10 protein-coding genes are annotated in these 13339 nt (G+C 72.6%); 3 read left to right on the top strand and 7 right to left on the bottom strand.

The annotated features are described in order from the left end of the window. Positions 1-14 precede the first annotated feature (14 nt). Together xylA and JNB50_RS10155 are read left to right on the top strand one after the other, a co-directional pair. The gene (xylA, locus tag JNB50_RS10150; protein ID WP_208040013.1) at positions 15-1208 is read left to right on the top strand and encodes a xylose isomerase; all 1194 of its coding nucleotides are present in this window, start codon (positions 15-17) and stop codon (positions 1206-1208) included. Between the two features lie 113 nt (positions 1209-1321). Next, positions 1322-2749, top strand: a complete 1428-nt coding sequence (locus JNB50_RS10155) for a xylulokinase (RefSeq protein ID WP_208040014.1) — start codon at positions 1322-1324, stop codon at positions 2747-2749. Between the two features lie 193 nt (positions 2750-2942). On the opposite strand, the gene JNB50_RS10160 is transcribed toward JNB50_RS10155, so the two are convergent. The 7 genes from JNB50_RS10160 to JNB50_RS10190 form a co-directional block, all read right to left on the bottom strand. After that, positions 2943-4100, bottom strand: a complete 1158-nt coding sequence (locus tag JNB50_RS10160; protein ID WP_208040015.1) for a glycerate kinase — start codon at positions 4098-4100, stop codon at positions 2943-2945. Between the two features lie 286 nt (positions 4101-4386). Next, positions 4387-5775 carry an MFS transporter gene (locus tag JNB50_RS10165; RefSeq protein WP_374222263.1) on the bottom strand — a complete coding sequence of 463 codons (1389 nt, stop codon included), beginning with the start codon at positions 5773-5775 and terminating at the stop codon, positions 4387-4389. Between the two features lie 176 nt (positions 5776-5951). After that, positions 5952-6932, bottom strand: a complete 981-nt coding sequence (locus tag JNB50_RS10170; protein WP_208040046.1) for a LacI family DNA-binding transcriptional regulator — start codon at positions 6930-6932, stop codon at positions 5952-5954. Positions 6933-7126: 194 nt separating this feature from the next. Next, complete coding sequence (locus tag JNB50_RS10175; RefSeq protein ID WP_307794681.1) at positions 7127-8431, bottom strand: amino acid permease; 1305 nt, start codon at positions 8429-8431, stop codon at positions 7127-7129. Between the two features lie 163 nt (positions 8432-8594). Beyond that, complete coding sequence (locus JNB50_RS10180) at positions 8595-10730, bottom strand: glycosyltransferase family 39 protein (RefSeq protein ID WP_208040018.1); 2136 nt, start codon at positions 10728-10730, stop codon at positions 8595-8597. Between the two features lie 3 nt (positions 10731-10733). Continuing rightward, positions 10734-12041 carry a bifunctional glycosyltransferase family 2/GtrA family protein gene (locus JNB50_RS10185; protein ID WP_208040019.1) on the bottom strand — a complete coding sequence of 436 codons (1308 nt, stop codon included), beginning with the start codon at positions 12039-12041 and terminating at the stop codon, positions 10734-10736. A 91-nt stretch (positions 12042-12132) separates the two neighbouring features. Next, positions 12133-12744 carry a glyoxalase gene (locus JNB50_RS10190; RefSeq protein WP_208040020.1) on the bottom strand — a complete coding sequence of 204 codons (612 nt, stop codon included), beginning with the start codon at positions 12742-12744 and terminating at the stop codon, positions 12133-12135. A gap of 168 nt (positions 12745-12912) precedes the next feature. Here JNB50_RS10190 and trxA point away from each other — a divergent pair, with 168 nt between their 5' ends. Next, the gene (gene trxA, locus JNB50_RS10195) at positions 12913-13296 is read left to right on the top strand and encodes a thioredoxin (RefSeq protein ID WP_208040021.1); all 384 of its coding nucleotides are present in this window, start codon (positions 12913-12915) and stop codon (positions 13294-13296) included. Positions 13297-13339 lie beyond the last annotated feature (43 nt).

The following is a 13339-nucleotide window of genomic DNA, read 5'->3' on the forward strand; positions in this document are numbered from 1 at the left end:
TGAAGGAACCCTCCATGAGCCTCACCCCCACCCGCGCCGACAAGTTCTCGTTCGGTCTGTGGACCATCGGCTACAACGGCACCGACCCGTTCGGCGGCCCGACCCGCCCCCAGCTCGACGTGGTGGAGGCGGTGACCAAGCTCAGCGAGCTCGGCGCCTACGGCCTCACCTTCCACGACGACGACCTCTTCGCCTTCGGCTCGACCGACGCCGAGCGCCAGAAGCAGATCGATCGCCTCAAGCAGGTGCTCGCCGACACCGGCGTGATCGTGCCGATGGTCACCACCAACCTGTTCAGCGCACCCGTCTTCAAGGACGGCGGCTTCACCTCCAACGACCGCGCCGTCCGCCGCTTCGCGCTGCGCAAGGTGCTCCGCAACCTCGACCTGGCCGCCGAGCTCGGCGCCAAGACCTTCGTGATGTGGGGCGGCCGCGAGGGCGCGGAGTACGACTCGGCCAAGAACATCCAGGCGGCCTTGGAGCGCTACCGCGAGGCCGTCAACCTGCTCGGCGACTACGTCACCGACAAGGGCTACGACATCCGCTTCGCGATCGAGCCGAAGCCGAACGAGCCGCGCGGCGACATCCTGCTGCCGACGGTGGGCCACGCGCTCGCCTTCATCAACTCGCTGGAGCGCCCGGAGCTCGTCGGTCTCAACCCCGAGGTCGGCCACGAGCAGATGGCCGGCCTGAACTTCGCGGCGGGCATCGCCCAGGCTCTGTACCACGGCAAGCTCTACCACATCGACCTCAACGGGCAGCGCGGCATCAAGTACGACCAGGACCTCGTGTTCGGTCACGGCGACCTCCAGAACGCGTTCGCCCTCGTCGACCTGCTCGAGAACGGCGGGCCGAACGGCGGCCAGGCCTACGACGGCCCGCGCCACTTCGACTACAAGCCGTCGCGCACGGAGGACATCACCGGCGTATGGGACTCCGCTGCGGCGAACATGCGCACCTACCTGCTGCTCAAGGAGCGCGCTGCCGCCTTCCGCGCCGACCCCGAGGTGCAGGAAGCGCTCGAGGCGGCCCGCGTCACCGAGCTGTCGCAGCCGACCCTCGGCGCCGGTGAGAGCTACGACGACCTGCTGGCCGACCGCAGCGCCTACGAGGACTTCGACGCGAGCGCCTACTTCGGCGGCAAGGGCTTCGGCTTCGTGCGCCTGCAGCAGCTGGCCCTCGAGCACCTCCTCGGCGCCCGCGGCTGATTCGCCGTTCTCTGCTGTCGAAGGGCACGTTGTTGTCGCTTTCGGACCCCGAAAGCGACAACGACGTGCCCTTCGGCGGGTGAAAGCACACTGAAGGCACTGAAGGAGTGAATGTGACGTACGTCGCGGGAGTGGATTCGTCGACGCAGAGCTGCAAGGTGGTCGTCCGCGACCTCGAGACCGGTGCGCTGGTGCGCTCCGGCCGGGCGGGGCATCCCGACGGCACCGAGGTCGACCCCGCCGCCTGGTGGGCCGCGCTGCAGCAGGCGATCGAGTCCGCCGGAGGTCTGGACGACGTCGCGGCGATCTCCATCGCCGGCCAGCAGCACGGCATGGTCGTGCTCGACGATTCCGGACGCGTGATCCGCGACGCGCTGCTCTGGAACGACACCCGCAGCGCCCAGGCCGCCCGCGACCTGATCGCCGAAGTCGGGGCCGACGCCTACGCCGAGCGCGTCGGGGTGGTCCCCGTCGCCTCCTTCACCGCCACGAAGCTCCGCTGGCTGCGCGACGCCGAGCCGGCCAACGCCGCGCGAGTGGCGGCCGTGGCCCTCCCCCACGACTGGCTCGCCTGGCGGCTGCGCGGCTACGGTCCCGCGGACGAGAGCCCGCTCGGCCCCGACCTGGGGGCGCTGACGACCGACCGCTCCGACGCGAGCGGCACCGCCTACTGGAGCGCGGCCACCGACGCGTACGACTTCGACCTCTTCGAGCGGGCGCTCGGGCGGGCCGGTCGCGAGGCGGGGACAGCCGGCGACGGCGTCGTCCTGCCGCGCGTGCTCGGGCCGTCGGACACCGCCGGCCGCACCCCGGGCGGCGTGCTGGTCGGCCCAGGAGCCGGCGACAACGCAGGAGGGGCGCTTGGCCTCGGCGCAACCGAGGGCGACGTCGTCGTCTCGATCGGCACCTCCGGCACGGTCTTCGCCGTCACGGCCGAACCCGTCGCCGACGCGAGCGGAACGGTCGCCGGCTTCGCCGACGCGAGCGGCGTCTCCCTGCCGCTCATCGCCACGCTCAACGCGGCGCGCGTCCTCGACTCGATCGCCGGCCTGCTCGGGGTCGACCACGACGGCCTCGCCTACCTCGCCCTGCAGGCCGAGCCCGGCGCTGGCGGTGTCGTGCTCATCCCCTACTTCGAGGGCGAACGCACGCCCAACCTCCCGGACGCGAAGGCCAGCCTCCACGGCCTCACCCTCGCCACGACCCGGCCGGCCAACCTGGCGCGCGCCGCGATCGAGGGGATGCTCTGCGGCCTCGCCGACGGCCTCGACGCCGTTCGCCGGGTCGGGGTCAGGGAGCAGCGCATCCTGCTGATCGGCGGCGCGGCCCAGAACCCCGCCGTCGCGGCCGTCGCGGCCCAGGTCTTCGACGCACCGGTCGTGATCCCCTCCCCCGGCGAGTACGTCGCCGACGGCGCGGCGGTGCAGGCGGCCTGGGCACTGACCGGCGCCCGCCCGAGCTGGACCGTGGAGTCGGCGGCGCCGCTCCCGGTCGACACGCGCGCGGTCATCCGCGAGCAGCGGGCGGGGTACCTGCCGTAGGGCTCGGCGCCGCACATTCGTGACGAATCGCGTGATTCGTGGCACGAATCAGCACATTCGTGACGAATCGCGCGACGAGTCTCGCGATGCGAAGCGATCGGTCGGTTCCCACAGATTCGTGACGAATCTCGCGATTCGTGCCACGAATCAGCACATTCGTGACGAATGTCGCGTTTGGCACGGGCTCGGGAGGTCAGTGGGAGGCGGTGTGGGCGCGCGCCAGGGCGGCGCCGGCGGCGCGAGCCCAGGGCAGGGGGTCCGCGATCGCGGGGGCGGAGCCGCCGGCGAGGGCGGCGAGTTCGGCCGAAACGGCGAACCCCGTCGGCTCCGCGGCGATGGAGCCAGCAGCCAGGTAGGCCGGCACTCCGGCCGCCCGGGCGAGGCCGGACACGTACTCGGGGACCTTTCCCGCCGCGGACTGACTGTCAAAGCGGCCCTCGCCCGTCAGGACGGCGTCGGCCGAGGCGATCGACGCCGGAAGACCGATGGCCTCCCCTACCGCTGCGGCACCGGCCGACAGAGTCGCGCCCCAGAGCAGGAGACCATAGCCGGCACCCCCGGCAGCACCGGCGCCTGGCGTGGCGGGATCCACCGCGGCCCCCACCGCCGCGAAGCGCGCTGAGCCCGCACCCGGGACGCCGGGGTCGACCGACGCCCCCGCCGCCGCCGCGAAGCGCGCCAGCCCCTCCTCGAGCGACACGACGTCGCCGGCCGACGCGCCCTTCTGCGGGCCGAAGACCGCCGCCGCGCCCGTCGGCCCGAGCAGCGGGCTGGTCACGTCGCTCAGGATGTGTGCGCCGCCCGCGGGCAGGGCGCGCAGGCCGGACAGGTCGACGCGGGCGACCGCTGCGAGCCCGCGGTTGCCGGGAAGAACTGGGCGGCCGGCCGCGTCGAGCAGCCGTGCGCCAAGGGCTGTGAGGGCGCCGGCGCCGGCGTCGGTCGAAGCGCTTCCGCCGATCGCGAGCAGAAGGCGCGTCGCTCCGGAGTCCAGGGCGGCGGCGATCGCCTGGCCGAAACCGATCGTGTGCGCGTCGAGCGGAGCGAGTGCGTCGAGGAGGCCGATACCGCTGGTCTCGGCGAGCTCGACGACCGCGGAGCCGTCCGGGAGTTCCAGCCAGCTCGCGTCGACGGCGCGGCCGTCCGGCCCTTCCACGCGCACGCAACGGCGGACGGCACCCGGCACGGCGACCGCGAACGCGTCGAGGGTGCCCTCGCCGCCGTCGGCCATCGGGGCCAGGACGATTCGGTCGGCCGCCCGCACCGAACGCCAGCCGTCGGCGAGCGCGCCGGCGATCGCCGCGGCGGAGGCACTCCCCTTGAAGGAGTCGGGGGCGACGACGACGGTGCTCATCCCGCCCAGCCTGTCACAGAATGGGTCTGTCACGGGTTGGGCCTGTCACAGGATGGGCCTGTCACAGGATGGGCCTGTCACGGCATCAGGCCGCGTTGAAGATCTCCACCTCGGTGTCGCCGTCGTAGCCGGTCGCCGCGACGGCGGAGGTCAGGCTCGCGAAGTCGACGTGACCGTCGCCGGGCAGCGGCGGGCCAGCAGCGGGTCGGCGGGGAGCGTTGTCAGGAAGTCGCGCAACCGACGAGTCCGGCAGCTCGGTGTGCAGGCCGTTCTGCGCGTCGTCCCTTCAGCGCGCCAGGATGCGCGGGCCGAACAGCCACGCCGCGACACACAGCGCCGCGTTCACGGCGAACACGCCCGCGAACGCGATCGGCGACGTCGCACCGCCCAGCGCAGAGAAGGCGATCGCCGTCGCGGCGAGGGCGATGGCAGACCCGGTCGAGTCCGCGATCGAGAGCGCCGAGCTGTTGAAGCCCTGGTCGGCGGGGGTCGAGTACTCCAAGGTGAGTACGCCCAGCCGGGGATACAGCAGCCCCATGCCGGCGCCGGCGAACGCCCAGCCGACGACGATGACGATCGGGGAGGCTCCGGTCAGCGCGGTCACCAGCAGTGATCCGATCGCGATCGTCAGGCCGAGCGCCCCGAGCCGGGCGGCGAGCCTGTTCCCGATCGCGGGGAACCGACCCTGCGCCCACGACGCGGCCGCCCAGCTGAGCCCGGCGGCCGTCAGGGCGAGGCCGGCGATCGCCGGCGACGCGCCATACTGCGTCACCATCATCAGCGGTACGTACACCTCGGCGGAGAAGAACGCCCCCGCCACGATCGCCCGCACCAGGATCACGCTCGGCAGCCCCCGGCGCGCGAGCAGGACCCCGCGCGGCAGCAGCGGCCTCAGCGCCGCGACGGCGATCACCGCCGCGACCACGGGGACGATCCACTGCACGGGCCCGCGGGCCTCCGCCGCGAGCGTCAGGCCGAGCACGGCCACCGCGACCAGAACTGCCAGGCCGACCCGCGTGAGTTCGCGTCCTCCGCCCTCCGGCCGGTGATCGGGGCCGTGGACCCCGCGCATGGCGGGGACGACCATCAGCATCGCCAGGAACACCAGCACGACGACACCGAGGAACACCCACCTCCAGCCCACCGTTTCGGCGACGGCACCGGCGATCACCGGGCCGATCAGCGACGGGACGACCCAGGCGGCGGCGAAGCCCGCGAAGATGCTCGGGTGGAGCCGGGCCGGATAGACGCGCGCGACGATCACGTAGAGCGCCACGGTCAACGCGCCGCCGCCGAGCCCGTGCACGAGCCGGCCGATGACGAAGAGCGGCATCGTCGGCGCGGCTCCGGCGAGGGTGAGGCCGGCGGCGAACAGGACGACGGACGCGTAGAGCACGGTCCGGGGGTTGCCGCGGTCGCACCAGGTGCCCGCGAGCACCATCCCGACGACGCCGACGGCGAGCGGCCCGGCGAACGCGAACGCGTACAGCGCGGCGCCGTCGAGCTCATGGCTCACGGCAGGCATGATCGTCGTGACGGCGAGCGCCTCGAACGCGGCCAGGGTGACGAGCAGGCACATGCCGATGCTCACCCAGCGATAGTGGGGCGCGAGCACCCCTTCCGGCTTCGAGAGCTGCCCGGCCGCCGTCGTGGATCCCCGGTCGGTGCTCATCACTCGAGCCTATGGCCTGCGGGCGACATCCGGGGAGGTGCGGCCGGGTGGCCTGAGCGGGAACTGGCGGCTGGGTACCGGTCCGGAACTACGGAGATCGCACGCCCGAATCCGCGATGTGATCCGTAACTCCGGAATCGACGCGCCCGCGCCGCGTCTACCGTCCGGAACTCCGGAACCTACCGCGCGCTCGTCGACGCCCGAACGATCAGCTCCGGGACGAGGCTGACCGGGCCGGGGGCCTCTCCGCCCTCGATCTCGGCGATCAGGCGCTCGACGCTGCGGCGGCCGAGCTCGGTGAAGTCTTGCAGGACGGTCGTCAGCGGCGGCCAGAAGTGGGCGGCCTCCGGGATGTCGTCGAAGCCCACGACGCTCAGATCGTCGGGGATCCGACGTCCGGCCTCGCGCGCCGCGTGGTAGACGCCCAGGGCCATCTGGTCGTTCGAAGCGAAGACCGCCGTCGCGTCGGTGTCGCTGAGGAGCTCGCGGGCGGCGCGGTAGCCGGACTCGGCCGACCAGTCGCCCTCCCGCAGCGGAGGCACGGGTACCCCGGCGGCCTCCAGCTCGCGCGCATAGCCGGCGGCCCTGGCCTGCGACTCGAACCATTCGAGGGGGCCGGTGATGTGGTGGATCGAGCGGTGACCGAGCGCGACCAGGTGCGCGGTCGCCGCGCGGGCGCCGGCCTCCTGGTCGACGGTGAGGACGCGCGCGTCGTACTCCGCGCCGCCCTGGAGGGTGACGTACGGCACCACGAGTCCCGAGCCGGAGAGCTGCTCGATCACGAGTTCCTGCGGGGCGATCACGATGATGCCCTCCACCGCCTGGGCGAGCAGGTGGTCGAGGGCGGCAGCGATCCCCTCGGCGTTCAGCTCGGAGAGCTGGGCGACAGCGAGGTAGTACCCGGCGTCGCGCGCGGCGCTCTGCACCGCGTTGATGCTCGAGACCGGTCCGTAGAGCGCCGCCGCCGTCGTCGAGAGCACGCCGAGGGTGCGCGATCGGGCCGTGACGAGGGCGCGCGCGGCCGGATTGGGGCGGTAGTGCAGGGCCTCCATCGCGTCGAGGACCCGCTGCCGCGTCGTGTCCCGGATGCTCGGGTGGTCGTTGATGACACGAGAGACGGTCTGGTGTGAGACGCCGGCCAGCTGCGCCACGTCCCGCATGCTCGCTGCGCGCACGATGGGAATCGAGGCCGTGGTGGGGGCCACGGCGCTCTCACGCGTTGCGGGGTCCGCCGTCGCAGCGTCCGCCGCCGCGGGGTCCGGCGTCGCAGGGTCGTTGCTCACGGCGCCCTCCCCGCGGTTCGCCTGCGGGTTCAGGCCCGCGCCGCTCCTCCGGGTGAAGAGCGTGAACCCCATTATGCGCGAACGGGCCTCCGGCGTCGGGCGAACGCTCCGACCAGCACCGCTATCGCCGCGATCGCCGCGGGGAAGACGAGGTGCCACCCGGCCAGCACGAGCAGGCCGGCGGCGAACACGCACGACAGCACCGCCATCCACCACCCGACCGAGCGGGTGGGCAGCAGGACGATCGCGCTCGCGACACCCAGGCCGTAGACCGCCGCGGCGATGCTGGTGTGCACGAGGATGAACGGCTGGAGGTCGCCGCTGGCCAGCACGACCACCGAGTAGATCGCCATGACCACGGCCGACAGCAGCAGCCCGCGTCGCGCGACCGCGCCGTTCTCTGCGCCGCGGCCGAACCAGCGCGGGAGGTCGCCGTCGCGGCCCATCGCGGCGCCCAGCTTGCTGAAGGCCGCGAGGTATGCGTTGAAGACGCCCGTCACGACGATCGCCGCGATCACGGCGACGACGACACCGCCTCCGGAGCCCGTCGCGGTGTCGACGAGGTCGAGCAGCGGCACGGCGGAGATCGTCGCCGCATCGCCCAGCACGGTCACGGTGACGGTCTGGATGGCCAGGTAGGCAACCGAGACGATCACGAGCGCGAGCGCCGTCGCGCGCGGGATGTCGCGGCGGGGGTTGCGGAACTCGCCGCCGATGCCGGCGACGGCCTCCCAGCCGGCGAACGCCCAGATGTAGAGGCTCATCGCGAGCCCGACGCCGGACCAGCCGTGCGGGAGCAGGGGCTGCAGATTCTCGACGCTGCCGTGCGGCGCGGCGGCGGCGAGGACGAACACGAGCACCGCGACCAGAGCACCGGACAGCACCAACTGCACTGAGGCCGCGAACCGCACCCCGAAGGCGGTCACCGCGACGGGGATCACCATGAGCGCGATCGCGATGAGGATCGTCTGCGCGGCGTCGCCGCCGATCACGGCGACGACGTAGCGCGCCGTCATCAGTGCCGCGATCGGGGCGCCGATCGGCGTGCCGAAGAAGAACCAGTAGCTCACGATGCGCGCCGACGTCGGACCGTACGCGCGCCGGGCGAAGGTCGCGACGCCTCCCGCGTCGGGATGCCGCCGGGCGAGCGCTGCGAAGGTGGCCGCGAGCGGTATCGAGATGAGCGCGAGGGCGGCGACAGCGAGGATGGCGCCCGGCCCGGCGGCCGCCGCTGCGAGCGATGGGAGCACCAGGATGCCCGTCCCGAGCACGGCCGCGACGTAGAGCGCGGTGCCCCCGGCCACGCCCAGGTGACCGCGAGGCTCGACGGGCTGCCCTGTCGGCAGTGGCGTGGTCGATGGTGCGCTCTTGGTCACTCGACCATCCTGGCGTGGACCGCTGACATCGTGCCGTCCATCCGCTGCCATCCTTCGCGCATCCGCGGCCAGCACACGCGCGCACGCGCGAGCCCTCCGCCGAGGGGCACGCGGACGCCACTATCCCGGGCCGGATAGGGCGTCTACGTGCCCTTCGAGGGCGCTACTTCGTCAGGTCGTAGAGGGTGACTCCTCCGACCGTGGTAGCGGTGAAGTTGGCCTCGACCCAGGCGGCGATCCGGCTGGAGGCGTTGCTACCGCCGTTCGACTGGCCGACGCCGCCCGCGATGAAGTAGTGGATCCTCCCCTGGGCCACATACTCCTTGAACTGCGCCAGTGTGGGCGACGGGTCGGAGCCGTTGAAGCCGCCGACCGGCATCACGGCCTCCTGCGTCGCGAGTTGGTACCCCGCAGCCGAGTTGGAGCCGACGGCCGCCGCGACCCAGGTGTACTTCGAGGCGTCGGCCTTCAGCAGCGCGCTCAGCTCGGAGCCGACGGTGCTGGAGCCCAGGAGTCCGCCCATCGCGCCCGCGGCGCCCTGCGCGGTGCCGCCCCCGCCGACGCCGTTGGCCGTGCCGCCCTGCGCGCCACCGGTCTGACCACCGGTCGCACCGCCGGTCCCGCCGGTCGCCCCGCCCGGGAACCCACCGGCACCGCCGCCCGGCGCCCCCTGACCACCGCCCGGCGCACCGCCGAATCCGCCCTGGCCGCCCGTGCGCGCCCCACCGAAGCCGCGTCCTCCTCCCGGGCCGCCCATGGCGCCGGACACCGTCGGCCCCGCCGTGACGATCGACCCGGTGTGGCCCGTCGTGACCGTCTGGAGCGTGTACGCGGTCGGCGCCAGCAACGCTCCGACGAGCGTCGCCGCGATCGTCGCGCCCGACAGCGCCCGGCTTCGCGGGGGAAGGAGCAGCAGCGCGGACGCCGCGAGCGCGACGACGAGGACGACCACCTTCAGCCACGGGAGCCAGTCGGTCGCCCGGTCGAGCAGCACCCACGCCCAGACGGCGGTGCCTATCATCGTCGACGCCGACAGGATGCGCACCCACAACCGCTCGCGGGCGCCCCAGACGGCCGAGGCGCCGATCGCGACCACCACGGCGAGCGCCGGTGCAAGGGCCACGGTGTAGTACGCGTGGAAGATCCCGGCCATGAAGCTGAACGCCAACGAGGTCACGATCAGCCAGCCGCCGAAGAGCAGGAGGGTCGCCCGGCGGGCATCCGTGCGCGCGACCCTCCCGCCGAGCACCAGCGCGACGACGAACAGCACGAGCGCCGCCGGCAACAGCCAGGTGATCTGCCCGCCGATCTCGTTCTCGAAGAGCCGGAGAATGCCGGTGGCGCCCCACATACCGCCTCCGGTCGCGCCCCCGCCGCCCCCGGTGACGCTGCCGGTCTCGTTGCCGGTGAGCCGGCCGAGCCCGTTGTAGCCGAAGGTCAACTCCAGGAAGCTGTTGGTCTGCGAACCGCCGATGTACGGCCGCAGAGACGCGGGGACGAGTTCGACGATCGCGACCCACCAGCCGGCGGCGACGACCACCGCACCGAGCGCGGCGAACAGGTGACCGAAGCGCTTGGCCCAGGAGGTGCGCGCCGCGGCGAGATACACCCCGGCCAGCACCGGCAGGATGAGGAACGCCTGCAGTTGCTTGGTGAGGAAGCCGAAGCCGACCGCCACGCCCGCCCAGATCACCCAGCGGATGCGGCCGGACTCGATGCCGCGCAGGGTCAGGTACGTCGCGAGCGTCAGCAGCAGCACGAGCAGCGCGTCCGGGTTGTTGAACCGGAACATCAGCGCCGCGACCGGCGTCACGGCGAGCACACCGCCCGCAAGGAGGGCCGTCCGAGCGCTGAAGTTGCGACGCACGGTCAGGTAGACCAGCCAGACGGTGGCGACGCCCATCAGCGCCTCCGGCACCAGGATGCTCCACGAGCTGAGCCCGAAGATCCGCACGGAGAGCGCCATGATCCAGAGGCTCGCCGGAGGCTTGTCGACCGTGATCGAGTTGGCCGCGTCGCTGGAGCCGTAGAAGAAGGCCTCCCAGTTCACCGACCCCGCCTGCACGGCGGCCGAGTAGAACGAGTTGGCCCAGCCGCTGGCGGCGAGATCCCAGAGATAGAGGAGCGCGGTCACGGCGAGGAGGCCGAGCAGCGCAGGGCGCTCCCAGGCCGCGGCGTCCTCGCGGCCGCGGATCAGCCGGCGGAGGACCGCGGCCGGTCCCCGGGCCGGAGCCGCGGGGGTCGTCTCCGGCGACGCGGTCGCAGACGGGGTCGAGGTGGATGCGGTGGTGGCGGACATCGGTCACTTCTCCGTTTCGTTCGGGGTGAGGACGAGGGCGGCGCCCGCGGACGCCGAGGGGACCGGCCGCGGCTCGCGGGAGGCCGCCGCATCGGCGGCCTCCCGAGCGGCCGTGCCCCGCGCCGTCGCCCTGCGCGACGCGCGGAACACCCAGAGCCGCAGCAGCACGAAGCGCAGCAGGGTCGCGGCCAGGTTGGCCACGGTGAGCACGATCAGCTCCACGCGGGAGGACGCACCCGGCGCCGTCGCGTGCAGAACGGCCAGCGAACCTCCGGTCAACGCCCAGGAGATTCCGAAGACGACGAGACCCTGGAACTGGTGGCGGACCATCCCCGGCCGGCCCCGCACGCCGAACGTGAAGCGCCGGTTGGCCCACGTGTTGGCGACCGCGGTGAGCAGCAGTGCCGCGAAGTTCGCGACCTGACCGCCGAGCACGCCCGACAGCAGCAGGTAGAGGAGCGCGTACGCGGCGGTGGAGAGCACGCCGACGATCGCGAACCGCACCACCTGCCCGAAGAAGCTCGGCGGGGTCGGCGGCGCGAACGGTCGGCGCCCCAGCTCGGCGTAGACGGCCTCGAGCGGGATCCGGCCGCGCGCGATGTTCGTGCCGACGCGCAGCATCCCCCGGAGATCGTCGCGTGCCGTGCGCACGACGTCCACCGAGCTGTGCGGGTCGTCCACCCAGTCGACGGGGATCTCGTGGATCCGCAGTCCCGCCCGCTCGGCGAGGATCAGCAGCTCGGTGTCGAAGAACCAGCCGTCGTCCTCCACGAGCGGGAGGAGGCGCTCGGCGACCTCCCGGCGGATCGCCTTGAAGCCGCATTGCGCGTCGGTGAACCCGACCGACATCGTGCGGCGCAGCAGGAGGTTGTAGCTGCGGGAGATGAACTCGCGCTTGCCGCCGCGCGTGACCCGCGAGCTCCTCCCGAGCCGGGTGCCGATCGCGAGATCGGAGTGGCCGGAGAGCAGCGGCGCCACGAGCGGCGGCAGGGCGGCGAGGTCGGTGGAGAGGTCCTCGTCGAGGTAGACGAGGACCTCGGCGGGCGAGGAGCCCCACACCGCTTTGAGGGCGCGACCGCGCCCTTTGAGCGGGAGGTGCACGGCGGCGACCCCGCCCAGCTCCGCGGCGAGGGCGTCCGCGATGGCGGGCGTCTCGTCGGTGCTGGCGTTGTCGGCGATCGTGATCCGCCAGCTCGCCTGCACCGCGTCGGTCAGGTAGGCGTGCAGCCGGCGGAGGGACGTGTCGAGCGTCGCCTGCTCGTTGTACACGGGCACGACGATGTCGAGCGAGAGGGTCGTTGGCTGGGACATGACAGCACCCTGGCGCCGTTACATTCCCGTGACCTTTCGCGGGCTTGTGCCTCCCAGATGGGTCTTCTGAGGGGTTGCTATGCGGGTGCCCTCAGACCGCTCCGGCCTCCCACGCGAACCCGTCCGGGTCCACCACGCTGTCGGAGCCGCCGCCGATGACGATGCGGTGCGAGCCGTCGCCGTCCTCCGGGACGCCGGCGTCCTTCGCGAGCGCCCGACGCTTGTACAGCCCCAGCTGCACCGGGCTGTCCTTCAGGTCGAACTGCACGTACGAGCCGAAGCTCTTGCCGACGGGGAAGCCCCGGTCGGCGTAGAACTGCTTGCTGGCCTTGACGTCTTCGGCGCCGAGCAGCAGCACGACGGACTCCGGCCGGCGGGTGGCGGGTCCGGTGTTCTTCTTGGCCGATGTCGCGATCTTCCAGATCGCCCCGTCGGGAGCCTGCACGGTCGCGCCGACGCCCCAGAGGGAGGCGGTCACCGGCTTGATGACGGTCGCGCCGGCGGCAACGGCCGAGTCGACGTACGCCTTCACGTCGGCGGGCTGTGCCACGGTGATCGACATCGTGTAGCCGCGGAAGCCGGAGGTCGGTGCGTCGGAGGCGCGGACGCGCACGCGGTCGCCGAGCCCGAAGGCGACGGAGTAGAAGCGTTCGGCGGCGGACGCGTCCGCCACCTCGAGGGTGATGTGGTCGATGGAGGTCATGACCCTCACGCTACGAGCGGTGGAGCGGACGGTGCTTCTCCATTCCTGCTCGACTCCTGCTCGACCGCTCCGGCCGCGGGGAATTCAGCGGGAGGGCGTACCGTTCCATTCAGTGCGGCCGGTTGCACCCGACGGCCGCGGCACCCCCTCGACCTCAAGGAGACACCCATGGCCACCGTCGAGCTGACCGCGCAGAACATCGAGTCGAAGATCACCGAGAACGACATCGTCTTCGTGGACTTCTGGGCGGAGTGGTGCGGCCCGTGCCGCATGTTCGGCCCCATCTTCGAGAAGGCCTCGCAGGAGCACACCGACGTCGTGTTCGGCAAGGTCGACACCGAGGCGGAGCAGGCGCTCGCGGCCTCCGCCGGCATCACCTCCATCCCGACGCTGATGGCGTTCCGCGACGGCATCCTGGTCTTCTCGCAGCCGGGCGCGCTGCCCGCCCCCACCTTCGAAGACCTCATCGGCCAGGTGAAGGCGCTCGACATGGACGCCGTCCGCGCCTCGATCGCCGAGGCCCAGGCCGCCGAGCCCGCCGCCGAGGGCTGACCCGCCGCCGAGACGTGAGCAGTCGCGGGAATCCGACCCCGGG

Origin of the sequence: Leifsonia sp. TF02-11, assembly GCF_017565305.1 — a bacterium.
In the GTDB taxonomy this organism is placed as follows: domain Bacteria; phylum Actinomycetota; class Actinomycetes; order Actinomycetales; family Microbacteriaceae; genus Leifsonia.